Raw genomic sequence first — 21,852 nt, 5'->3', positions numbered from 1 at the left:
GTCCTGTCAGATACAGAAGCTTAGTCCTTGGTCAAACCACTTAGCTTTATCAACCTAACCTTTAATCTTGTGTCTAAGATTTGGGGGTCGGTTCAGCTTTTGACGGTTATTTTTATCAAAAAATTGCACCTTGTGTGGATTTTATTTACAATGGACAGCCAAAGGCGATACTTGCAATCAAAAATCCAACAAAAGCACGAAATACACAACAAATGACCATACACATGACAACACACACCCAGCAAAATGACAATAAACACAAAGAAAATCTGCCTGTTTTGGCAAAAGATCGGTATTTTTTGACACAATTACAAAAACAAATCCGCAGCTCATCTGGTGAAGAAAAACTAAAAAATGAGCAACGATACAATGAAATAAAAACACGCTCAACGCTTGCTGTTGCCAAGCGTATTGACAGCCTGCCTTGGAATTTGTGGGATAAGCTAAATGCAGATTTGCCCGTCAGTGGTCAAGCCAAAGAGCTGATTGATGCCATTATCTCTCATCAGGTTGTTATCATCGCAGGCGAGACAGGCTCTGGCAAAACCACTCAACTGCCAAAACTTGCCATGCTGGCAGGGCGTGGTATTACAGGGCAAATTGGGCATACACAGCCTAGACGCTTGGCAGCACGATCGGTGGCAGCACGCATTGCCGAAGAGCTTGGTGAAGAGCTTGGGCAGACGGTGAGTTTTAAGATTCGCTTCACAGAAGAAGGGGGAAAGCACTCACTTGTTAAGCTGATGACTGATGGTATTTTGTTGGCAGAGCTAAGCGAAGATCGTTTTTTGACCAATTATGACACCATCATCATAGACGAGGCTCACGAACGCAGCCTAAATATTGATTTTATCATGGGCTATCTAAAGCAGCTACTGCCCAAACGACCAGATTTAAAAGTCATCATCACCTCCGCCACGCTTGATACTGAGCGGTTCGCCTCTTATTTTTCACATAATGGCAAGCCTGCACCTGTGTTTATTGTTGAAGGGCGTAGCTATCCTGTTGAGGTGCGTTATCGGCCACTGGTTGATGCCATCATTACCAGCCACGATGATGATGTGTTTGATGAGGCAGAGGACAGATTGCCCTATGTTTTAACTTCTGCTGTGGCAGAATGCTTTGATGATGCCAAAGCCAAAGGACACCCAGATCAGGCTGATATTTTGATTTTTGCTGCAACAGAAGCCCAAATTCGCGAACTGCAAGATATCTTAAGTGATTATGCACCTGCACACACCGAGATTTTGCCACTATTTGCTCGCCAAAGTGTCAGCGAACAACAGCGGATTTTCTCGCCAGCTGGCAAGGGTCGCCGCATCATCATCGCCACCAATGTTGCCGAAACCGCCTTAACCGTGCCAAATATTCGCTATGTGATTGATTTAGGCTTTGCACGCATTTCACGCTACAACTACCGCTCACGCGTGCAGCGACTGCCCATTGAAGCAATCAGTCAAGCCGCTGCCGATCAGCGAAAAGGGCGTTGTGGACGAATTGCAGCAGGTGTGTGCATTCGCTTGTATTCTAAGGAGGATTTTGACAGCCGCCCCAAATTTACCGAGCCTGAAATTTTGCGAACCAATTTGGCCTCGGTTATTCTACAGATGCAGCGGCTAAAACTTGGCGACCCAAGCTCTTTTGGTTTTATTACACCGCCTGATTTGCGATTGATTAATGACGGTCGCAAGTTATTGATAGAGCTGGGTGCGTTTGAGGAATCTTCCTACACCAAAACTCGTGCCAAAAAGGGGTTGAAACAGCACGACAAACTGACCAAAATCGGTCAGCAAATGGCAAAAATGCCCATCGATCCACGCCTAGCTCGTATGCTGATTGCTGGCGATATGTTTGATTGCTTGGCGGATATGCTGGTGATTGTTTCGGCACTTGCTGTGCAAGATGTGCGTGAAAGACCTGCCAGCAAACAAACCCAAGCCGACCAAAAACACGCCTTATTCCGTTGTGATGATTCAGATTTTTTGTTTTATTTACAATTATTTGCAGCATTATTTGACAAGCACCCAACCAATGACAATCAGCCACTTAGCAGCAACGCACGCCGCAATTTTGCCAAAAAACACTACCTAAGCCATGCCCGCATTCGTGAATGGCACAAGACCTATCAGCAGCTAAGTCAGATGATGGCACAGTTGGGATTTTTGATTGAAAAACCCACAGCAAACGCCGATGCACCAAACAAAGACATCAACAAAAAGGGCGTGCGATTGTCATTAAAAGCAATCAGTAGCACGAAAAATACCGCCCATCAAGGGCAGGCACACCCCAATTATGCCAATATTCACCGTGCTTTATTGACAGGTTTGCTGTCTTTTGTGGCACACAAAACCGATACCGCTGGCGAATATCTGATGGCACGCAGCCAAAAAGCACGCATATTCCCTGCCAGTATTTTGCACAAAAAAGGTACCGAATGGCTCATGGCATTTGAGGTGGTGGAGACCTCACAGGTGTATTTACGCACGGTGGCAAAAATTGAGCCAGAATGGATTATCAAAGCCGCCCCCAACTTATTAAAATATCATTATTTTGAACCGCATTGGTCAAAAAAAGCAGGGCGGGTGCGTGCGTATGCCCAAATCAGCTTATTTGGACTAATTGTTGTTGCCAAAGAGTTGGTTAATTATGAACAAATTGACCCAACCCAAGCTCGCGAGATTTTTATCCAAGATGCATTGGTTGCCAATCAATACGGCATTTATATCAAATTTTTATCAGACAATATCAATAAAATCAAACAGATACAAAGAATAGAGGATAAGCTACGCCGCCGTGATTTGTTGGTTGATGAAGAGGCTTTGTATCAGTTTTATGACAGTAAAATTCCCAAACACATTGCCAGCCGCAAGAGTTTTGAGGAATTTTATCATGAAGCAGAGAATCAATCGCCGAATTTTTTGCACTTTAGCGATGAAGATTTGTTAAATGAAACAATTAATGAAAATAATCAATTTCCAGAAAGTTGGCATCTAGGCGGTGTCAGATTGCCACTGTCTTATGTCTTTGACCCAAGTGCTGACAATGACGGTGTTACGGTGCGTGTACCAGTCAAGGCATTGGCGCAGCTGGATTCTGTGGCACTACTTTGGGGGATTGCAGGGTGGCGATATGAGCTGGTGTTGCAGTTATTAAAGACACTGCCCAAAGAAATCCGCCGTCAGATTGTACCAATTCCTGACACTTGCCAAAAGATTTTTGACAAATTAGACAGCAGTAGCCAAGCAGGGCTGCTCACCCAGTTGAGTAATGCCTTGATGACGCTTGGTGTGCGTACTGAACCTCAGGATTTTTGCCCTGATAAAGTAGATGATTACCTGCGACCGCTTATTTGTGTGGTTGATGACAAAAACCGCGTCATTGAACAAAGTCGCGATTTGCTCCGCCTGCAAGCTCGCCATCGGGCAACCACCAGCAAAAGTATCACGATTAAGGCTGGGCTGCACCAACAATTCCCCGCACATTTTGATTTTGTCAAAAATACCCACGCATCAGGCATTGTCATGCAGCAGTTTTCTGCATTGCAGCCAGACAAACTGGGCAATGCGACCTTTATTGCCACTTTTACCGAGATTGGTGCTGCATTAAATACGCAGCAAAAAGGCGTGATAACTTTGATTAAATCAAAATTGGGTGCCAAGCAAAAACAGCTGACAGGGCAAATTGATAAGGCCTTTAAACTTGCCTTTGCACCGCTTGGAGATTTAGAAAAACTAAAAAATATTGTCGTTGATGCCACCTTGCAGGCTTGTCTGTATCAGCACGCTCATAACTTTGAAAAACAGTCGGTGGATTTGGCAACCGAGCAAGCACGGCAGGCTGTTTTTGGACTGATTAATGACAAAAACGCATGGCAGTTGGCTCATTTGCCCTTAAGCGAGCAAGAATTTTTGCTCACCCAAGCTGTCGTTTTGCAGCATTTTTTGGCAACTGGGCAAGAGGTATTAAAAATCCTCAAAGACATTTATAGCACATGGCAGCTGGTGCGTGGCAAATTGCTGATGCTTGATGGCGAAATTTTTGCTGAAAATATTGAAGATATTGAAGACCAGCTTGATGATTTGTATTTGGCTGACTTTGTTTATCGCACAGAATATCGCTATTGGCAACATTATCCACGATACCTGCAGGCGTTAAATATACGCATGGATCGTCTGCTGCACAATCTGGAGGCGGATCTGGACGGCGTGTATTTGCTTGATGTGCATATGGAGCGTCTGGCTCAATATGCCAACAATCCACAATATGCTGAATATCGCTGGCTGGTTGAGGAGTATCGCATTAATCTTTTTGCCCAGCCGATGAAAACACTTTCGGCAGTTTCTGAAAAGCGGCTAGAAAAAATATGGGCAACGCTTAATAAGGCATGATTTGGCGATATTTATTAAATTTTTATTAATAATGTGATTTATTGTATCGCCAATTTATTTTTAACAAGGTGCGTGTTGCCAATTATTATTGCAATGACAAAAATTTCATTGTAATTATAATGAAATTACAAAAATAGGCAACACAAGGTATTGGCATGGCTGGGTTTATCATTTGGCAGACGGTTCATAACAGTTTGGCTTGCCATCATCAATATCAAGCCAATCAGCCTGTGAATTTTACTCATGACTGCCTTGATGACAAATCGGCGATGGTTGCGGTGATGATAAAAAATAAATGTGCCGTCAAAGCCGACTTTAATTTAATCGCTTAAAAATCTCCAAAGCGTTTATAATCTGCTGTCTTAGCCGATTGCTTATACTTCGCATAATATGGTTGCAAGTTATGTTGCTTTAGTTGCAAAGCAAAATCAGCCCATGCGACAATTTTATTGCATGGGCTGATTTAATATAACTTGCTATTATGCGAAGTATAAGCAGTATGCTTTTTGTCTTTATTTTGTAGTTACAAAGAGTTTACAAAATATCTGTGCTGCGTGCTTGCGGGCGGCTGGGCGGTGCTAACGACAGCGACGCATGCACGCGGCACACGCTATCTAATGGTGTGCCTAAGTCCGAAATTTCGGACTTTTTATTTAATTACTCTCAAATTTGACTGTTTATTTTTGGACTTTTTCGCTTTCTTTTTGTTTTTAACAAATCTGATTATAAGTAACTTAAAAACTCCCAAAAATAACAAAAGCACAAAACCAAATAAATAGATGCTCTGTGCATCTTGTATGCCTTTTTGTATATAAGCTTCTGATGTTGCAATTTGCTCTTTTTGTTCTTTGCTCATACTTCACCAAAATTTGTTTACATTTACATTAAAACTTGTAATTTGTTCTTGCGTTGCTTTTTAAAATTTTTAATCTTTTAAAATAATAGTTCCACTTTCAGACACATCTAATTTTGGTAGGCTTAATTCTATTATTCGATGAATTAAAGTGCTTTCTTTTGCTATCCCCCTCATCTCTTTTTCAGCAAGTTTATTGTTAAGCTCTACCATTTTTCTGTATAAGGCTTGTTGTTCCCATTCGTTTAGAGCAATAGTTTTAGCCATTTTACGACACCTCATAGATTTTATAACATTCTATAATTTTCTATAGAAAAATATTGACTATATTATTATAAGGTTATAGAATTATATAAAATATTATATTTTTTATACATAATTATGCTCGACCATCTTCGTTTATCAGTACCTGTTTTTAAAACTTACGCTGTAGAGCGTGGGGAAGGGTGCTTTTATTTTGAAGGTGATATTTTATCATTGGGTCTAAATTGTGCTGCTCGCATAGTTAAGCACGATGATGATGGTGCTGTTAAAGCACAGGATTTATATGCTCCATACGACACACTGGGAACGGATTTTAGTGATATGGCGGTTAAGTTTTATGACAAAGGCATTAACTGCTTACCATATCTTGAATTAAAAGCCAGCCCCTTAAAATTATTACAAGGTCATAATGTGTATGGCTTTGAATCCATTGAATTGGGTGCAATTGAAATGCTTGGGCTTGTTATTGACGCATTTCCCAAGCTGTGTGCTTATTTGGATTTTGCCAACACCCAAGTACTTCACATTGATACAACTTACATGGCAACATTGCCCCATCAAAATTTAGTTCCAAAAGTGCTTGAATATCTATCTAATATCTCAAGTGGTCATGCCAAAAGCCAAAATGTGCGTTATCAAAATTATGTTCGTTGGGGTACTCAAAACAGCCGTTATATCGGTCGTAAAGTATATGGTAAATTTGAAGAAGTTGAAAATCAAATTAAACAGCTTAAAAAACAAGCTGGTACAGACCAACAAGCATTAAATAAGTTAAACGCTATTAGTAAAGCCAAAGATTTTGCTAATGCAAAACTTCGTTTTGAAGCTCGGATTTGCAAAACTTATTTATCTAAAAACAACTATCCAACCAATTTATTTGAGCTGATTTCATTACAACATAAGCAACCAAAGTTATTGCAAAATCTTTGGCATATTGCTTTTAAACCTATTTTTGATGCTCTTGAAGGTGAGAATATGATTTTTTTTAACGATGACAAGATTTTAGAATTGCTAAAATCAAAACTATTTACAGTTACTAAAAAGGGTAATATTAGCTATACAAAAGCATTTAAAGCATATCAGTTTTATAAAACGATTAAATCGGATGGTTATGAAAATGTTAGAAATAGCATTTCAAAAAGTACATTTTATGACAATATTTCTTTGCTTATAAGCTGTGGTTTGTCAAAAGCTTATCTGCAAAATCTACACATGCAAAAGCCCAAAGTGATTCCGTTTGTGCGATTTTGTGAAATTGATTTTGATAATCAGCTGCCTGCTGATTATGTAGAGCCTGTTTCACAATATCAATTACCTTTAGTTGCTTAGTTAAGGATTTATTATGATTACCATGAATGTCAATTTAATCGGTGCTTCATCAGTCAATTTTACAACCGATGAAGGTGCTAAATATGATTATATCAAGTTAATTGTACTTCTTGAGAATAAAACGGGCTATGGTTCGACTTCTCAAGTTTTTAAATATGAAGTTTCAAGTTTAGAACTTGATAAAGAATTTAGCTTTATTGAGCCTAATAAAGTTTATCCGTGTGAATTACATGGAGAATTTAAATCAAACGGTAAAACTGCTGAATTTGTTGCCAGCAAGGTTATTTTTAAGTCTCAACAAGCTAAAAACTAACAGAAAATGAAATATTTTGTTTGTGCCCAATTTGATCAAAATAGTCCAAAACCTGTTTGCACTGCTTGGGTTGAATTGGATCAAAGTTTACTTCAAAACTTACCACAACAAAGTTTATTTTCTGAATTGGCAAATTTGACTTATTCAGATATTTCAATTTTGCTGGTTTTCACTGCTTCAATCTTTGCTACAGCTTGGATTTGGAGCTTTTTATCAAAACAAGCTTCTAAATAAAGGAGTAAATTATGAAAGCTATGTATCAAAAAGTGGTTAATACAGTTGCAGTTGTTGGATCTGTTGCTTTGGCTTCAACAGCTTATGCAAATGCTGGAGCTTTGGATATGTCAAGTGCAACAACGCAATTGGGTTTAGGCTTAGCTGCTGTTGGGGCATTGGGTGCAGCTAAAATGGCACCATCTGCACTTGCGTGGGTTTGGTCATTGCTATCACGCGTTGCACAGCGTTAATTATTTTAATGCTAAAAAAGGAGGGTGGGGGTTCTTACCTTCCTTTTTTACTTTTTTAATTGGTAAGAATTGTTAGCAAGGTTATTTTTATATGCTTGTTTTATATTGCTTAATTGTTTTAACAATGGCTTTTTATATTTTATTTAAGGATTAAATAATGAAAGCTTTGTTTTTATCTCTAATGCTTATCCTTTTTCCTGCTTGTTCTGTTGCTAATAGCTGGGTTGTTGAAGTTGAAAAGGTTGATTTAAAAAGCTTTACAAAAGAGATTTCAAAGATTGTAAATAAAAATTTTGTTGTTGATGATAGGGTGTCTGATACGCTTATTTCTTTAAATATTCGTCAAGCTGTTAGCGTTGATGCTTTGTTTGATTATTATATTTCTGCTTTAAGATTGCATAACATCAGTGTGATCAAAGATGGTGATTTATACAGAGTCTCAAAAGATATCGGCAATGTTGGTTATTATAAGTTAAAACATGCAAAAGCTGATAATGTTGCACAAATTATCAATTCATTGTCTATGGATAATATTGTTGCTGTTGCAGATTTATCATCAAACGCTGTTTTAATCCGTTCGGATAATATCGATCAGTCTTTAAGTTTGGGTTATCTTATTAATAATCTTGATGTAAATAAAAAACAAGTATTAATACAAGCAGTTATTATTGAGTTATCTGATCATGATATCAGTAAGCTTGGTGTTCAATGGGCATTGGGTTCACAAAATGGTTATGGTGTTGTAAATTTTAATCCTGCGATTTCTTTAACAAATCTGCTTTCAGGCAATAAAACTTTATCAGCGATAGGTGGTCTACTTGGTTTTAAAAAACAAACTGATGAGAAGTTTTATGGTGCTGTTTTACAAGCTTTAGAGCAGACAACAACGGCAAATTTATTATCAATGCCAAGCGTGCTTGCTTTAGATAATGAGCAAGCAAGTATTTTGGTTGGTCAAAATGTCCCTGTAATTACAGGCAATCAACTTGATAGAAATGGTGAGCCATTTCAAACAATATCAAGAATTGATGTCGGAATTTCTTTAAAAGTTACACCGATGATTGTTGATAATGGCATAAAGCTTCAAGTTTATCAGGAAGTCAGCAATGTTGTTAATGCAACAAATAACGGCATTATTACAAATAAAAGTGTGATTGATACATCAATATTGGCTAGTAATGGTGAAGTTATTGTATTGGGTGGCTTGATGCGTGATGAATCAACAAAAGATATACAAGCAATTCCTAAAGTTTCAAAAATCCCTGTTTTAGGAAGAGCTTTTAAAGCTGATTCTAACACCGTTAAAAAATCAAATTTGGTTATATTTTTACAACCAATCATTATTGACACTGTCAAAGAACAAAGCCATAAAACTGATTTTATTTATAAATTATCCTTAGATGAATTTAATAATATAAGAACGGTTTTATTATCCACTGTTAATTAAAAAGGATTTTTATGAAAACAAAAAAAATTTATTTAGTCATTCTTTTTTGCTTGCCCTTTAATTCTTATGCTGGTGCTTTAAAAAATACGGATATTATCACAGACCAAACAAGCATAGTAACACAAAGAGAAAGAGCCCAAGCAGGTCAATTAAAATCATCAGGTGGTTGGGAAGTAAAACAAACTGCATATAATACTAAAACTGGTAATATTGAAGTTGTAGCACAAAAAGGGGATAAATATGCCCATGTTGCCGTTTCTACAGTTTCTGATAAGTCATTTTTACAAAGGGTAGGGGGGTTTTTTATTTAAAGCTGCAAAAAAATTTTCTGGCGGTTGGTTTTCCTGGGTTCCTGATCTAATTTCAACTTTTGGTAGTGAGCCTGATAGTGTTTATATTGATAAAGATGGTAATTTTAAGTTTGACAAAAAGGGAAAGTTAAAAGCAAGTTATTTTTCATACCGTGGTAATTATTTTGATACGGCAGACCAGGCGGCAGATTTTGGTTGTCGTGATAGGGCTGCAAAAATGACAGGTTCTAAAAGTGAAATGACATATCGTGGTCACATAACTTATTCAACCTTTACATATTGGGTAAGTAATTCTAATATTAAATATTCTAGCCATAGGGCTTATTGTCATACTGTCAGAAGTTCGGGCGATTTACAATATGCTGATGAATTTTTTGTAATAGAATATTTTTTACCTGATAACCCCACTACTGCTGATATTGCTTCTGTGTTTCGTCAAGGTATGAGCGCAAATAAACCTAATAGGGATTTATTCCGCCGTGTAGCTGAATATGATGTATCTAATGGCTTATATGATGCTAAATTTGAAGAAGTTGCAAAAGTGCCTGATAATCCAACTTCACCCGAATTTGTTCCAGGTACTGCCCCTGTTGTTTCTAGTCCTAGTGTAGTTGCGCCTGAGCCTTTACCAAGTCCGAATCCTGGAACTAATCCAAATCCTGGAACAAGCCCAAGCCCAAATCCTGGAACTAATCCAAACCCTGGAACAAGCCCAAGCCCAAATCCTGCACCGAATCCAAGCCCAAATCCTGATCGATCAAATCAGCAAGAGCCTGAAGGTTTTTCCTTGCCATCGTTTTGTAGTTGGGCTTCATTTTTATGCTTTAGAGCTAATGAGGATAAAAAAGCTCCTGAAGAGCTTGAGAATTTTGATTACAATGTTGAAGAAAAACAATTAACAAAAAATCCTGTTGATTTTGATGTTGAATATTTAGCTTATGGTGGTGCTTGTCCAGCTCCAATAAGATTTGATTTAAATGTTGGTTTGGTTGCTGTACCGCTTGAGTACAGTTTAACACCACTTTGTGATTTTGCTAAAACAGTCAGACCTGCAATTTTAGCTTTAGCTTATTTAACTGCTTTGGGCATTGTTGTTTCAGCGATACGGAGTTAATGGTATGTTTAAAAGTCTCTTTAATTTGATAATGACTGCTTTGAAGGTAAATAACCGTAACTGGTTTGCCCAAGTGATGGCTGGTGTTGGTTTTGGTGTCATTACTGTTGTTGGTACTACCAGTTTTGTTGATTATTATAAAGTTAAAGCCATTGAAGAATTTGGTAAACTTGGAGCATTTAGCGGATTGTTAGGGTTGGCTGGTGTTGATAAAGCAATAAGTATAATAATTGGTGCTTATATTGCCAATGTTTATATTAAAACTTTTGCTTCAACTTTAAAGGTTGTAAAAAGATGATTAGGTTAATAACAGCAACGCCTGGAAGCGGTAAAACTTGTTTGGTTGTTGAGTGGCTGATAAGAGAAGTTGAAAGGGGGTTTTATAAGGAATTTTATACGAATATAGAAGGGCTTAGAATATGTGGCGTTAGACCATTACCCCCTGATTGTGATTGGCGAGCATTAAACCCAAACAAAGACCCTAAAGAACCGCCAAAATTAGTTATTATTGATGAATGCCAATATATTGATGCTTTTATGAAAGAAAATAGAAGCGTTCATAATAAAATCGGTAAAGATTTATCAACGCATAGGCATTATGGGATAGACATTTGGTTTATTACCCAATCTGTTAAATTGCTTAATGATTATGTTTTAGAAAATGTTGGCGAACATGTACATTTATATCGCCCACGAAAAAGAAAAAGCGTAACAGTTTATTGGTGGTCTTATGTGCAAAAATCGCTTACAAAATCAGCGTTTAAAGATGCTGATGATATGCAAGTTTGGCGATTAAATCCAGCTATGTTTGATTATTATAAATCCACAAGTCAAGTTACGGATAATAAAGCAAGATACTCTAAAAAGGTAATAAATTCTTTAATTACTGTTGTTTTAATCTTCATTATTATTAGTTATTTTGTCTCAAAAGGCTTAGACTTTTATGTCAATGCCAGTGTTTCGGATATTGCAAATACAGATAAAGCGGTTAATGCTGTTTTAAGCAATCAATCACAAGATGATTTAAATTTAGTAAATGATCAAGATGAGCTAAAGAACACAGAAAAAAATGAAGATTTGTCAGTTTCTGATGATTTATTTGTTGAAAAAAGAAGCAATGACGATATGACAAATGCTAATACAAAAAATGAGCCATTGCCTGTTCACATACCATCTTATGTACCGCCGTCATCAACTTTGCTTTTTGATCCTTATTTGCCAGCTCCGTCTGTAACTTCATCTGTAGCTATACCGTTTGATAATAAGCCTGCCATGATGTTTTATAATAATGATACAAGTGAATGCATTGCTAAAAATAAACAACAGCAAAATATTGATCTTGATGCTAAAAATTGCGTTGATTATTTGCAAACCGTTGGTTCACCTTAGTTATCCATCAAGCCACACGCCACAACTTGCCCATTATTAGGCTAAAGTTAGTGGCGTGTTTGGCTTGTGGGTAACTAAAAAAGACAGGTGGTTATTGACCCACCAAACCTGCCAATCCGATTGCTTATACTTCGCATAATATGGTTGCAAGTTATGTTGCTTTAGTTGCAAAGCAAAATCAGCCCATGCGACAATTTTATTGCATGGGCTGATTTAATATAACTTGCTATTATGCGAAGTATAAGCAGTATGCTTTTTGTCTTTATTTTGTAGTTACAAAGAGTTTACAAAATATCTGTGCTGCGTGCTTGCGGGCGGCTGGGCGGTGCTAACGACAGCGACGCATGCACGCGGCACACGCTATCTAATGGTGTGCCTAAGTCCGAAATTTCGGACTTTTTATTTAATTACTCTCAAATTTGACTGTTTATTTTTGGACTTTTTCGCTTTCTTTTTGTTTTTAACAAATCTGATTATAAGTAACTTAAAAACTCCCAAAAATAACAAAAGCACAAAACCAAATAAATAGATGCTCTGTGCATCTTGTATGCCTTTTTGTATATAAGCTTCTGATGTTGCAATTTGCTCTTTTTGTTCTTTGCTCATACTTCACCAAAATTTGTTTACATTTACATTAAAACTTGTAATTTGTTCTTGCGTTGCTTTTTAAAATTTTTAATCTTTTAAAATAATAGTTCCACTTTCAGACACATCTAATTTTGGTAGGCTTAATTCTATTATTCGATGAATTAAAGTGCTTTCTTTTGCTATCCCCCTCATCTCTTTTTCAGCAAGTTTATTGTTAAGCTCTACCATTTTTCTGTATAAGGCTTGTTGTTCCCATTCGTTTAGAGCAATAGTTTTAGCCATTTTACGACACCTCATAGATTTTATAACATTCTATAATTTTCTATAGAAAAATATTGACTATATTATTATAAGGTTATAGAATTATATAAAATATTATATTTTTTATACATAATTATGCTCGACCATCTTCGTTTATCAGTACCTGTTTTTAAAACTTACGCTGTAGAGCGTGGGGAAGGGTGCTTTTATTTTGAAGGTGATATTTTATCATTGGGTCTAAATTGTGCTGCTCGCATAGTTAAGCACGATGATGATGGTGCTGTTAAAGCACAGGATTTATATGCTCCATACGACACACTGGGAACGGATTTTAGTGATATGGCGGTTAAGTTTTATGACAAAGGCATTAACTGCTTACCATATCTTGAATTAAAAGCCAGCCCCTTAAAATTATTACAAGGTCATAATGTGTATGGCTTTGAATCCATTGAATTGGGTGCAATTGAAATGCTTGGGCTTGTTATTGACGCATTTCCCAAGCTGTGTGCTTATTTGGATTTTGCCAACACCCAAGTACTTCACATTGATACAACTTACATGGCAACATTGCCCCATCAAAATTTAGTTCCAAAAGTGCTTGAATATCTATCTAATATCTCAAGTGGTCATGCCAAAAGCCAAAATGTGCGTTATCAAAATTATGTTCGTTGGGGTACTCAAAACAGCCGTTATATCGGTCGTAAAGTATATGGTAAATTTGAAGAAGTTGAAAATCAAATTAAACAGCTTAAAAAACAAGCTGGTACAGACCAACAAGCATTAAATAAGTTAAACGCTATTAGTAAAGCCAAAGATTTTGCTAATGCAAAACTTCGTTTTGAAGCTCGGATTTGCAAAACTTATTTATCTAAAAACAACTATCCAACCAATTTATTTGAGCTGATTTCATTACAACATAAGCAACCAAAGTTATTGCAAAATCTTTGGCATATTGCTTTTAAACCTATTTTTGATGCTCTTGAAGGTGAGAATATGATTTTTTTTAACGATGACAAGATTTTAGAATTGCTAAAATCAAAACTATTTACAGTTACTAAAAAGGGTAATATTAGCTATACAAAAGCATTTAAAGCATATCAGTTTTATAAAACGATTAAATCGGATGGTTATGAAAATGTTAGAAATAGCATTTCAAAAAGTACATTTTATGACAATATTTCTTTGCTTATAAGCTGTGGTTTGTCAAAAGCTTATCTGCAAAATCTACACATGCAAAAGCCCAAAGTGATTCCGTTTGTGCGATTTTGTGAAATTGATTTTGATAATCAGCTGCCTGCTGATTATGTAGAGCCTGTTTCACAATATCAATTACCTTTAGTTGCTTAGTTAAGGATTTATTATGATTACCATGAATGTCAATTTAATCGGTGCTTCATCAGTCAATTTTACAACCGATGAAGGTGCTAAATATGATTATATCAAGTTAATTGTACTTCTTGAGAATAAAACGGGCTATGGTTCGACTTCTCAAGTTTTTAAATATGAAGTTTCAAGTTTAGAACTTGATAAAGAATTTAGCTTTATTGAGCCTAATAAAGTTTATCCGTGTGAATTACATGGAGAATTTAAATCAAACGGTAAAACTGCTGAATTTGTTGCCAGCAAGGTTATTTTTAAGTCTCAACAAGCTAAAAACTAACAGAAAATGAAATATTTTGTTTGTGCCCAATTTGATCAAAATAGTCCAAAACCTGTTTGCACTGCTTGGGTTGAATTGGATCAAAGTTTACTTCAAAACTTACCACAACAAAGTTTATTTTCTGAATTGGCAAATTTGACTTATTCAGATATTTCAATTTTGCTGGTTTTCACTGCTTCAATCTTTGCTACAGCTTGGATTTGGAGCTTTTTATCAAAACAAGCTTCTAAATAAAGGAGTAAATTATGAAAGCTATGTATCAAAAAGTGGTTAATACAGTTGCAGTTGTTGGATCTGTTGCTTTGGCTTCAACAGCTTATGCAAATGCTGGAGCTTTGGATATGTCAAGTGCAACAACGCAATTGGGTTTAGGCTTAGCTGCTGTTGGGGCATTGGGTGCAGCTAAAATGGCACCATCTGCACTTGCGTGGGTTTGGTCATTGCTATCACGCGTTGCACAGCGTTAATTATTTTAATGCTAAAAAAGGAGGGTGGGGGTTCTTACCTTCCTTTTTTACTTTTTTAATTGGTAAGAATTGTTAGCAAGGTTATTTTTATATGCTTGTTTTATATTGCTTAATTGTTTTAACAATGGCTTTTTATATTTTATTTAAGGATTAAATAATGAAAGCTTTGTTTTTATCTCTAATGCTTATCCTTTTTCCTGCTTGTTCTGTTGCTAATAGCTGGGTTGTTGAAGTTGAAAAGGTTGATTTAAAAAGCTTTACAAAAGAGATTTCAAAGATTGTAAATAAAAATTTTGTTGTTGATGATAGGGTGTCTGATACGCTTATTTCTTTAAATATTCGTCAAGCTGTTAGCGTTGATGCTTTGTTTGATTATTATATTTCTGCTTTAAGATTGCATAACATCAGTGTGATCAAAGATGGTGATTTATACAGAGTCTCAAAAGATATCGGCAATGTTGGTTATTATAAGTTAAAACATGCAAAAGCTGATAATGTTGCACAAATTATCAATTCATTGTCTATGGATAATATTGTTGCTGTTGCAGATTTATCATCAAACGCTGTTTTAATCCGTTCGGATAATATCGATCAGTCTTTAAGTTTGGGTTATCTTATTAATAATCTTGATGTAAATAAAAAACAAGTATTAATACAAGCAGTTATTATTGAGTTATCTGATCATGATATCAGTAAGCTTGGTGTTCAATGGGCATTGGGTTCACAAAATGGTTATGGTGTTGTAAATTTTAATCCTGCGATTTCTTTAACAAATCTGCTTTCAGGCAATAAAACTTTATCAGCGATAGGTGGTCTACTTGGTTTTAAAAAACAAACTGATGAGAAGTTTTATGGTGCTGTTTTACAAGCTTTAGAGCAGACAACAACGGCAAATTTATTATCAATGCCAAGCGTGCTTGCTTTAGATAATGAGCAAGCAAGTATTTTGGTTGGTCAAAATGTCCCTGTAATTACAGGCAATCAACTTGATAGAAATGGTGAGCCATTTCAAACAATATCAAGAATTGATGTCGGAATTTCTTTAAAAGTTACACCGATGATTGTTGATAATGGCATAAAGCTTCAAGTTTATCAGGAAGTCAGCAATGTTGTTAATGCAACAAATAACGGCATTATTACAAATAAAAGTGTGATTGATACATCAATATTGGCTAGTAATGGTGAAGTTATTGTATTGGGTGGCTTGATGCGTGATGAATCAACAAAAGATATACAAGCAATTCCTAAAGTTTCAAAAATCCCTGTTTTAGGAAGAGCTTTTAAAGCTGATTCTAACACCGTTAAAAAATCAAATTTGGTTATATTTTTACAACCAATCATTATTGACACTGTCAAAGAACAAAGCCATAAAACTGATTTTATTTATAAATTATCCTTAGATGAATTTAATAATATAAGAACGGTTTTATTATCCACTGTTAATTAAAAAGGATTTTTATGAAAACAAAAAAAATTTATTTAGTCATTCTTTTTTGCTTGCCCTTTAATTCTTATGCTGGTGCTTTAAAAAATACGGATATTATCACAGACCAAACAAGCATAGTAACACAAAGAGAAAGAGCCCAAGCAGGTCAATTAAAATCATCAGGTGGTTGGGAAGTAAAACAAACTGCATATAATACTAAAACTGGTAATATTGAAGTTGTAGCACAAAAAGGGGATAAATATGCCCATGTTGCCGTTTCTACAGTTTCTGATAAGTCATTTTTACAAAGGGTAGGGGGGTTTTTTATTTAAAGCTGCAAAAAAATTTTCTGGCGGTTGGTTTTCCTGGGTTCCTGATCTAATTTCAACTTTTGGTAGTGAGCCTGATAGTGTTTATATTGATAAAGATGGTAATTTTAAGTTTGACAAAAAGGGAAAGTTAAAAGCAAGTTATTTTTCATACCGTGGTAATTATTTTGATACGGCAGACCAGGCGGCAGATTTTGGTTGTCGTGATAGGGCTGCAAAAATGACAGGTTCTAAAAGTGAAATGACATATCGTGGTCACATAACTTATTCAACCTTTACATATTGGGTAAGTAATTCTAATATTAAATATTCTAGCCATAGGGCTTATTGTCATACTGTCAGAAGTTCGGGCGATTTACAATATGCTGATGAATTTTTTGTAATAGAATATTTTTTACCTGATAACCCCACTACTGCTGATATTGCTTCTGTGTTTCGTCAAGGTATGAGCGCAAATAAACCTAATAGGGATTTATTCCGCCGTGTAGCTGAATATGATGTATCTAATGGCTTATATGATGCTAAATTTGAAGAAGTTGCAAAAGTGCCTGATAATCCAACTTCACCCGAATTTGTTCCAGGTACTGCCCCTGTTGTTTCTAGTCCTAGTGTAGTTGCGCCTGAGCCTTTACCAAGTCCGAATCCTGGAACTAATCCAAATCCTGGAACAAGCCCAAGCCCAAATCCTGGAACTAATCCAAACCCTGGAACAAGCCCAAGCCCAAATCCTGCACCGAATCCAAGCCCAAATCCTGATCGATCAAATCAGCAAGAGCCTGAAGGTTTTTCCTTGCCATCGTTTTGTAGTTGGGCTTCATTTTTATGCTTTAGAGCTAATGAGGATAAAAAAGCTCCTGAAGAGCTTGAGAATTTTGATTACAATGTTGAAGAAAAACAATTAACAAAAAATCCTGTTGATTTTGATGTTGAATATTTAGCTTATGGTGGTGCTTGTCCAGCTCCAATAAGATTTGATTTAAATGTTGGTTTGGTTGCTGTACCGCTTGAGTACAGTTTAACACCACTTTGTGATTTTGCTAAAACAGTCAGACCTGCAATTTTAGCTTTAGCTTATTTAACTGCTTTGGGCATTGTTGTTTCAGCGATACGGAGTTAATGGTATGTTTAAAAGTCTCTTTAATTTGATAATGACTGCTTTGAAGGTAAATAACCGTAACTGGTTTGCCCAAGTGATGGCTGGTGTTGGTTTTGGTGTCATTACTGTTGTTGGTACTACCAGTTTTGTTGATTATTATAAAGTTAAAGCCATTGAAGAATTTGGTAAACTTGGAGCATTTAGCGGATTGTTAGGGTTGGCTGGTGTTGATAAAGCAATAAGTATAATAATTGGTGCTTATATTGCCAATGTTTATATTAAAACTTTTGCTTCAACTTTAAAGGTTGTAAAAAGATGATTAGGTTAATAACAGCAACGCCTGGAAGCGGTAAAACTTGTTTGGTTGTTGAGTGGCTGATAAGAGAAGTTGAAAGGGGGTTTTATAAGGAATTTTATACGAATATAGAAGGGCTTAGAATATGTGGCGTTAGACCATTACCCCCTGATTGTGATTGGCGAGCATTAAACCCAAACAAAGACCCTAAAGAACCGCCAAAATTAGTTATTATTGATGAATGCCAATATATTGATGCTTTTATGAAAGAAAATAGAAGCGTTCATAATAAAATCGGTAAAGATTTATCAACGCATAGGCATTATGGGATAGACATTTGGTTTATTACCCAATCTGTTAAATTGCTTAATGATTATGTTTTAGAAAATGTTGGCGAACATGTACATTTATATCGCCCACGAAAAAGAAAAAGCGTAACAGTTTATTGGTGGTCTTATGTGCAAAAATCGCTTACAAAATCAGCGTTTAAAGATGCTGATGATATGCAAGTTTGGCGATTAAATCCAGCTATGTTTGATTATTATAAATCCACAAGTCAAGTTACGGATAATAAAGCAAGATACTCTAAAAAGGTAATAAATTCTTTAATTACTGTTGTTTTAATCTTCATTATTATTAGTTATTTTGTCTCAAAAGGCTTAGACTTTTATGTCAATGCCAGTGTTTCGGATATTGCAAATACAGATAAAGCGGTTAATGCTGTTTTAAGCAATCAATCACAAGATGATTTAAATTTAGTAAATGATCAAGATGAGCTAAAGAACACAGAAAAAAATGAAGATTTGTCAGTTTCTGATGATTTATTTGTTGAAAAAAGAAGCAATGACGATATGACAAATGCTAATACAAAAAATGAGCCATTGCCTGTTCACATACCATCTTATGTACCGCCGTCATCAACTTTGCTTTTTGATCCTTATTTGCCAGCTCCGTCTGTAACTTCATCTGTAGCTATACCGTTTGATAATAAGCCTGCCATGATGTTTTATAATAATGATACAAGTGAATGCATTGCTAAAAATAAACAACAGCAAAATATTGATCTTGATGCTAAAAATTGCGTTGATTATTTGCAAACCGTTGGTTCACCTTAGTTATCCATCAAGCCACACGCCACAACTTGCCCATTATTAGGCTAAAGTTAGTGGCGTGTTTGGCTTGTGGGTAACTAAAAAAGACAGGTGGTTATTGACCCACCAAACCTGCCAATCCGATTGCTTATACTTCGCATAATATATATTATGTTAAATGATATGACAAAAACACACCATGCCTAAGATGATAAGTTTTTATTAGTCAAATGAATGCTTGGTATTTTTTGGTAAAGGCTTGCAGGTTTGAGTTGATATTACCTATATAAACTGGCGGCAAATCCAACATTGCCACCAGCTTGCTTGCCAATCAAATCATCAGACCGCTTGACAAAAGCATTACAGCTCTTACGGTGCCGAGATGCTTTTTGCCCAGTCAAATAGCTCTTGCAAATCATAATCGCCACTGTGTCCTCGTCCCCATGGCAAGGCAAAATCCACCACTTTATTTTCCTTATCAAGTTTTAATGCCATCAGTGTAGAGATTGCCAAAGATGTATCACGGTCATTTTCTCCGTGTCGGATGCGATAATATTTGGTTTTGGACTGAAAATTCATCGGATTCATCATATAAACCGTGCGTGAATCTGCCTTGCTGGCACCCAAAACTGTGCTATTTGCCATCGAAAAATCGGTAAAATGCTTTTTTGCAACTTGCTGATCGCCGAACAGGTTATTTTCCGCTGTTGAAAGGTCAATGCCATCAAATGCAGGCGTGGTTTTTTGCCGTCCGACAAATTTGGCATATGCAGCAAAATCAGCAGCAACCACCCTACCGTTTGTTATTGTTAGCCATGTCTGGTCGGACAAATCCTCGCCACGATTTATCGCCTCTTGTGCTGACTGCATGAGCAAGCCTTCGATATGGCGTTTAAAACTGCCATTGCCATCTGCGTCCAAAGTTAGCTTAACGCCTTGTTTATTATATAGATTTAGGCTGTTGATATAAGGGATAAATGCTTGTTTTAATTCATCTGATAGCTTGATTTGTTCGCTGGTTTGTACGCCATTGATTAATTTTCGTTCAATGCGATAATCAACATTCTCAATGGAGATTTTTTGATAATCATTCACTCCGTTAAATTGCCATTCATAAGCCATGTCAGCGTGTTCCAAATTGGCAATCGGACAATATGCCGATACAGCAAAAATCGTATCATCAGCGGTGGCAGCACCAAGCTGTTGTAAATAGGGTTCAAATTCAGGAGCGTTACCACTGGTGCCAAGTAATGCCGACAAAGCACCGCCTGCCGATGTGCCATTACTGATGATTTTGTTGGCATCGCCTGCCATCTGCTTGTCATTGGCCTTTAAATAACGCACAGCAGCCTTCAAATCCACAATGGCTGCAGGAGCTCGACCTGTTGATTCGGTACGGCCACGAGCCCCTGCACTGGCAACCACATAGCCTTTTGACAGAGCAACCATCATCGCATTGGGTGAGCCGCTGCGTTTATCCAACTCTGGTCGCCCTGCGGTTGCAGGCATATAGCCGCCAACTTGATTGGGCAGGAAAATTGGGGCAGTTTCGGCGGTAAAGTCATCTATGCTTTCGTCCTGAAAATACGCCTCGGGGATGTAAATATTCATAAATTGATAACGCGTATCAACAGGGTTTAGCACATAAACAATATTCTCAAAAGCACGATAGCGAACCGTTTGTCCCTCAAGCTCAAATTGCTGCACGCTGCCTGATTGTTTGGCAAAATCTAAATCGGCAGGTGCTGGCAATCTTGTCAATTCCGACCGTTGTCGCTTGTCCATATCAGCTGCATTAGAAGGGGTTTGATTGCCGGCATTGACACATGCTGCCAGCGATAATGCCATCGTCATTGCACAAAGATATATTGGCTTTTTCATATATTTCTCCCAGTCTTGATGATTGCCAGCCTTATTAATACGGCACAGCTTGGCGACAAATTGTTATTTTATAACAATATCAAATTTTTGTACAAGGATTTGTCCAGAATGCTGACGATTTTGCCAACCCACCTGATGAGCGATAAAATTGGATAGGTAAGTCTGTAAAAAAAAGTCGGCAAAAGTTACCGACCTTTTGTCTTGCAAGCATTAATCGCTTTCAATCACTTGGTACAAATCAGGGGTGAAAACGACACCTTCAACGGCGTTATCCTTCAAAGTGGCACGCATATTGGCTGTGGCTTTTTTAAAGTCCTCCGCCGAACGCCATACCGCAACATTGATCAGATGAAATTTGCCATTGGGGTTTGGGTTGCGGTGCAAGCGTGTGCTGATGTAGCCGTCTTGGGTTTTTAGAAAATCCCGTGATTTCTGCCACGATGCCAAAGCCGCCTGTTCTTTGCCTTTTGGCACTTCAAAGGTGTTAATCAGCACCACTTGATTGCTTGTTTGTTGCACTGCCGTGGTCGGCTTGGTAGCACAAGCAGTCAGGGCGACACCTGCCAAAAGCGTCAAGGCAGCGTTTTTAATTACTTTTTTCATTTTGTACTCCTTTGGTTGAAAACTAACAATGTTGCTATTGGTTAATTTCTTGAACATCTTATCCAAGGTTATTATTTCTTTCTAATGCCCATACCGTCTTTGATGGAAAGCACCATCAGGGTCAAATTCACCGCCCCTGCCAGCAATTCCAAACCTTGCACGAAATAAAAATAACCGTCAAAAGCTGAACCGACCCCCAAATCTTAGACACAAGATTAAAGGTTAGGTTGATAAAGCTAAGTGGTTTGACCAAGGACTAAGCTTCTGTATCTGACAGGAC

The 21,852-nt window shown here is 36.9% G+C and carries 26 protein-coding genes; 20 read left to right on the top strand and 6 right to left on the bottom strand.

Going from position 1 to position 21,852, the window contains the following annotated elements; genetic code table 11:
• Positions 1–224 precede the first annotated feature (224 nt).
• Together hrpA and BW928_RS11715 are read left to right on the top strand one after the other, a co-directional pair.
• Positions 225–4,388 (top strand): ATP-dependent RNA helicase HrpA, encoded by a 4,164-nt coding sequence (gene hrpA, locus BW928_RS10645; protein WP_076556198.1) that lies wholly within the window; start codon positions 225–227, stop codon positions 4,386–4,388.
• A gap of 155 nt (positions 4,389–4,543) precedes the next feature.
• Complete coding sequence (locus BW928_RS11715) at positions 4,544–4,720, top strand: hypothetical protein (protein ID WP_158078472.1); 177 nt, start codon at positions 4,544–4,546, stop codon at positions 4,718–4,720.
• 317 nt (positions 4,721–5,037) lie between these two features.
• Here BW928_RS11715 and BW928_RS10640 read toward each other — a convergent pair whose 3' ends face one another.
• Both BW928_RS10640 and BW928_RS10635 read right to left on the bottom strand, forming a co-directional pair.
• Complete coding sequence (locus tag BW928_RS10640) at positions 5,038–5,244, bottom strand: hypothetical protein (protein ID WP_076556195.1); 207 nt, start codon at positions 5,242–5,244, stop codon at positions 5,038–5,040.
• A gap of 69 nt (positions 5,245–5,313) precedes the next feature.
• Positions 5,314–5,508: a hypothetical protein gene (locus tag BW928_RS10635; protein ID WP_076556194.1), complete on the bottom strand. Its 195-nt coding sequence runs from the start codon at positions 5,506–5,508 to the stop codon at positions 5,314–5,316.
• A 114-nt stretch (positions 5,509–5,622) separates the two neighbouring features.
• On the opposite strand from BW928_RS10635, the gene BW928_RS10630 reads away from it, so the two are divergent.
• The 9 genes from BW928_RS10630 to BW928_RS10590 all read left to right on the top strand — a co-directional run bounded on the left by BW928_RS10630 (position 5,623) and on the right by BW928_RS10590 (position 11,875).
• Positions 5,623–6,834 carry a phage/plasmid replication protein, II/X family gene (locus BW928_RS10630; protein WP_076556193.1) on the top strand — a complete coding sequence of 404 codons (1,212 nt, stop codon included), beginning with the start codon at positions 5,623–5,625 and terminating at the stop codon, positions 6,832–6,834.
• 13 nt (positions 6,835–6,847) lie between these two features.
• Positions 6,848–7,147 (top strand): hypothetical protein, encoded by a 300-nt coding sequence (locus BW928_RS10625; RefSeq protein WP_076556192.1) that lies wholly within the window; start codon positions 6,848–6,850, stop codon positions 7,145–7,147.
• Positions 7,148–7,153: 6 nt separating this feature from the next.
• Positions 7,154–7,381, top strand: a complete 228-nt coding sequence (locus BW928_RS10620) for a hypothetical protein (protein ID WP_076556191.1) — start codon at positions 7,154–7,156, stop codon at positions 7,379–7,381.
• Between the two features lie 11 nt (positions 7,382–7,392).
• Positions 7,393–7,614, top strand: a complete 222-nt coding sequence (locus BW928_RS10615; RefSeq protein WP_076556190.1) for a hypothetical protein — start codon at positions 7,393–7,395, stop codon at positions 7,612–7,614.
• A gap of 157 nt (positions 7,615–7,771) precedes the next feature.
• Positions 7,772–9,061 (top strand): type II secretion system protein GspD, encoded by a 1,290-nt coding sequence (locus BW928_RS10610; protein WP_076556189.1) that lies wholly within the window; start codon positions 7,772–7,774, stop codon positions 9,059–9,061.
• Positions 9,062–9,072: 11 nt separating this feature from the next.
• Complete coding sequence (locus BW928_RS10605; RefSeq protein WP_076556188.1) at positions 9,073–9,372, top strand: hypothetical protein; 300 nt, start codon at positions 9,073–9,075, stop codon at positions 9,370–9,372.
• 217 nt (positions 9,373–9,589) lie between these two features.
• Positions 9,590–10,486 (top strand): virulence factor TspB C-terminal domain-related protein, encoded by an 897-nt coding sequence (locus tag BW928_RS11505; RefSeq protein WP_076556187.1) that lies wholly within the window; start codon positions 9,590–9,592, stop codon positions 10,484–10,486.
• Positions 10,487–10,490: 4 nt separating this feature from the next.
• On the top strand, positions 10,491–10,784 hold the full coding sequence (locus BW928_RS10595) for a DUF2523 family protein (RefSeq protein ID WP_078310390.1): 294 nt from the start codon (positions 10,491–10,493) through the stop codon (positions 10,782–10,784).
• Entirely contained in the window at positions 10,781–11,875 is a 1,095-nt protein-coding gene (locus tag BW928_RS10590; RefSeq protein WP_076556185.1) for a zonular occludens toxin domain-containing protein, read from the top strand. Before BW928_RS10595 ends, BW928_RS10590 begins: the two co-directional genes overlap by 4 nt.
• A 399-nt stretch (positions 11,876–12,274) precedes the next feature.
• Here the strand turns inward: BW928_RS10590 and BW928_RS10585 are convergent, their stop codons facing one another.
• Entirely contained in the window at positions 12,275–12,481 is a 207-nt protein-coding gene (locus BW928_RS10585; RefSeq protein WP_076556195.1) for a hypothetical protein, read from the bottom strand.
• Positions 12,482–12,550: 69 nt separating this feature from the next.
• On the bottom strand, positions 12,551–12,745 hold the full coding sequence (locus BW928_RS10580) for a hypothetical protein (RefSeq protein WP_076556194.1): 195 nt from the start codon (positions 12,743–12,745) through the stop codon (positions 12,551–12,553).
• Between the two features lie 114 nt (positions 12,746–12,859).
• Here BW928_RS10580 and BW928_RS10575 point away from each other — a divergent pair, with 114 nt between their 5' ends.
• The 9 genes from BW928_RS10575 to BW928_RS10535 all read left to right on the top strand — a co-directional run bounded on the left by BW928_RS10575 (position 12,860) and on the right by BW928_RS10535 (position 19,112).
• Positions 12,860–14,071: a phage/plasmid replication protein, II/X family gene (locus BW928_RS10575; RefSeq protein WP_076556193.1), complete on the top strand. Its 1,212-nt coding sequence runs from the start codon at positions 12,860–12,862 to the stop codon at positions 14,069–14,071.
• Between the two features lie 13 nt (positions 14,072–14,084).
• On the top strand, positions 14,085–14,384 hold the full coding sequence (locus BW928_RS10570; protein ID WP_076556192.1) for a hypothetical protein: 300 nt from the start codon (positions 14,085–14,087) through the stop codon (positions 14,382–14,384).
• Between the two features lie 6 nt (positions 14,385–14,390).
• Positions 14,391–14,618: a hypothetical protein gene (locus tag BW928_RS10565; RefSeq protein ID WP_076556191.1), complete on the top strand. Its 228-nt coding sequence runs from the start codon at positions 14,391–14,393 to the stop codon at positions 14,616–14,618.
• An 11-nt stretch (positions 14,619–14,629) separates the two neighbouring features.
• On the top strand, positions 14,630–14,851 hold the full coding sequence (locus BW928_RS10560; protein ID WP_076556190.1) for a hypothetical protein: 222 nt from the start codon (positions 14,630–14,632) through the stop codon (positions 14,849–14,851).
• 157 nt (positions 14,852–15,008) lie between these two features.
• Positions 15,009–16,298 carry a type II secretion system protein GspD gene (locus tag BW928_RS10555; RefSeq protein ID WP_076556189.1) on the top strand — a complete coding sequence of 430 codons (1,290 nt, stop codon included), beginning with the start codon at positions 15,009–15,011 and terminating at the stop codon, positions 16,296–16,298.
• A gap of 11 nt (positions 16,299–16,309) precedes the next feature.
• On the top strand, positions 16,310–16,609 hold the full coding sequence (locus BW928_RS10550) for a hypothetical protein (RefSeq protein WP_076556188.1): 300 nt from the start codon (positions 16,310–16,312) through the stop codon (positions 16,607–16,609).
• A gap of 217 nt (positions 16,610–16,826) precedes the next feature.
• Positions 16,827–17,723, top strand: coding sequence for a virulence factor TspB C-terminal domain-related protein (locus tag BW928_RS11500; protein ID WP_076556187.1), 897 nt, complete (start codon positions 16,827–16,829; stop codon positions 17,721–17,723).
• Positions 17,724–17,727: 4 nt separating this feature from the next.
• Entirely contained in the window at positions 17,728–18,021 is a 294-nt protein-coding gene (locus tag BW928_RS10540; protein ID WP_078310390.1) for a DUF2523 family protein, read from the top strand.
• Positions 18,018–19,112, top strand: a complete 1,095-nt coding sequence (locus BW928_RS10535; RefSeq protein WP_076556185.1) for a zonular occludens toxin domain-containing protein — start codon at positions 18,018–18,020, stop codon at positions 19,110–19,112. The genes BW928_RS10540 and BW928_RS10535 overlap by 4 nt, the downstream gene beginning before the upstream one ends.
• A 345-nt stretch (positions 19,113–19,457) precedes the next feature.
• Here the strand turns inward: BW928_RS10535 and BW928_RS10530 are convergent, their stop codons facing one another.
• A complete protein-coding gene (locus BW928_RS10530) occupies positions 19,458–20,969 on the bottom strand; it encodes a subtype B tannase (RefSeq protein ID WP_078310392.1) in 1,512 nt (503 codons plus the stop codon).
• Between the two features lie 210 nt (positions 20,970–21,179).
• A complete protein-coding gene (locus BW928_RS10525; RefSeq protein WP_078310395.1) occupies positions 21,180–21,572 on the bottom strand; it encodes an antibiotic biosynthesis monooxygenase family protein in 393 nt (130 codons plus the stop codon).
• Positions 21,573–21,852 lie beyond the last annotated feature (280 nt).

The organism is Moraxella cuniculi DSM 21768, assembly GCF_900156515.1.
In the GTDB taxonomy this organism is placed as follows: domain Bacteria; phylum Pseudomonadota; class Gammaproteobacteria; order Pseudomonadales; family Moraxellaceae; genus Moraxella; species Moraxella cuniculi.
The sequence above is the reverse complement of the archived record's forward strand: the minus strand, read 5'-3'. Positions and strand labels throughout refer to the sequence as shown.

Coding starts and splice junctions, on each gene's coding strand:
- hrpA (WP_076556198.1), top strand. CDS start 225: ATGACAACACACACCCAGCAAAATGACAATAAACACAAAGAAAATCTG.
- BW928_RS11715 (WP_158078472.1), top strand. CDS start 4,544: ATGGCTGGGTTTATCATTTGGCAGACGGTTCATAACAGTTTGGCTTGC.
- BW928_RS10640 (WP_076556195.1), bottom strand. CDS start 5,244: ATGAGCAAAGAACAAAAAGAGCAAATTGCAACATCAGAAGCTTATATA.
- BW928_RS10635 (WP_076556194.1), bottom strand. CDS start 5,508: ATGGCTAAAACTATTGCTCTAAACGAATGGGAACAACAAGCCTTATAC.
- BW928_RS10630 (WP_076556193.1), top strand. CDS start 5,623: ATGCTCGACCATCTTCGTTTATCAGTACCTGTTTTTAAAACTTACGCT.
- BW928_RS10625 (WP_076556192.1), top strand. CDS start 6,848: ATGATTACCATGAATGTCAATTTAATCGGTGCTTCATCAGTCAATTTT.
- BW928_RS10620 (WP_076556191.1), top strand. CDS start 7,154: ATGAAATATTTTGTTTGTGCCCAATTTGATCAAAATAGTCCAAAACCT.
- BW928_RS10615 (WP_076556190.1), top strand. CDS start 7,393: ATGAAAGCTATGTATCAAAAAGTGGTTAATACAGTTGCAGTTGTTGGA.
- BW928_RS10610 (WP_076556189.1), top strand. CDS start 7,772: ATGAAAGCTTTGTTTTTATCTCTAATGCTTATCCTTTTTCCTGCTTGT.
- BW928_RS10605 (WP_076556188.1), top strand. CDS start 9,073: ATGAAAACAAAAAAAATTTATTTAGTCATTCTTTTTTGCTTGCCCTTT.
- BW928_RS11505 (WP_076556187.1), top strand. CDS start 9,590: ATGACAGGTTCTAAAAGTGAAATGACATATCGTGGTCACATAACTTAT.
- BW928_RS10595 (WP_078310390.1), top strand. CDS start 10,491: ATGTTTAAAAGTCTCTTTAATTTGATAATGACTGCTTTGAAGGTAAAT.
- BW928_RS10590 (WP_076556185.1), top strand. CDS start 10,781: ATGATTAGGTTAATAACAGCAACGCCTGGAAGCGGTAAAACTTGTTTG.
- BW928_RS10585 (WP_076556195.1), bottom strand. CDS start 12,481: ATGAGCAAAGAACAAAAAGAGCAAATTGCAACATCAGAAGCTTATATA.
- BW928_RS10580 (WP_076556194.1), bottom strand. CDS start 12,745: ATGGCTAAAACTATTGCTCTAAACGAATGGGAACAACAAGCCTTATAC.
- BW928_RS10575 (WP_076556193.1), top strand. CDS start 12,860: ATGCTCGACCATCTTCGTTTATCAGTACCTGTTTTTAAAACTTACGCT.
- BW928_RS10570 (WP_076556192.1), top strand. CDS start 14,085: ATGATTACCATGAATGTCAATTTAATCGGTGCTTCATCAGTCAATTTT.
- BW928_RS10565 (WP_076556191.1), top strand. CDS start 14,391: ATGAAATATTTTGTTTGTGCCCAATTTGATCAAAATAGTCCAAAACCT.
- BW928_RS10560 (WP_076556190.1), top strand. CDS start 14,630: ATGAAAGCTATGTATCAAAAAGTGGTTAATACAGTTGCAGTTGTTGGA.
- BW928_RS10555 (WP_076556189.1), top strand. CDS start 15,009: ATGAAAGCTTTGTTTTTATCTCTAATGCTTATCCTTTTTCCTGCTTGT.
- BW928_RS10550 (WP_076556188.1), top strand. CDS start 16,310: ATGAAAACAAAAAAAATTTATTTAGTCATTCTTTTTTGCTTGCCCTTT.
- BW928_RS11500 (WP_076556187.1), top strand. CDS start 16,827: ATGACAGGTTCTAAAAGTGAAATGACATATCGTGGTCACATAACTTAT.
- BW928_RS10540 (WP_078310390.1), top strand. CDS start 17,728: ATGTTTAAAAGTCTCTTTAATTTGATAATGACTGCTTTGAAGGTAAAT.
- BW928_RS10535 (WP_076556185.1), top strand. CDS start 18,018: ATGATTAGGTTAATAACAGCAACGCCTGGAAGCGGTAAAACTTGTTTG.
- BW928_RS10530 (WP_078310392.1), bottom strand. CDS start 20,969: ATGAAAAAGCCAATATATCTTTGTGCAATGACGATGGCATTATCGCTG.
- BW928_RS10525 (WP_078310395.1), bottom strand. CDS start 21,572: ATGAAAAAAGTAATTAAAAACGCTGCCTTGACGCTTTTGGCAGGTGTC.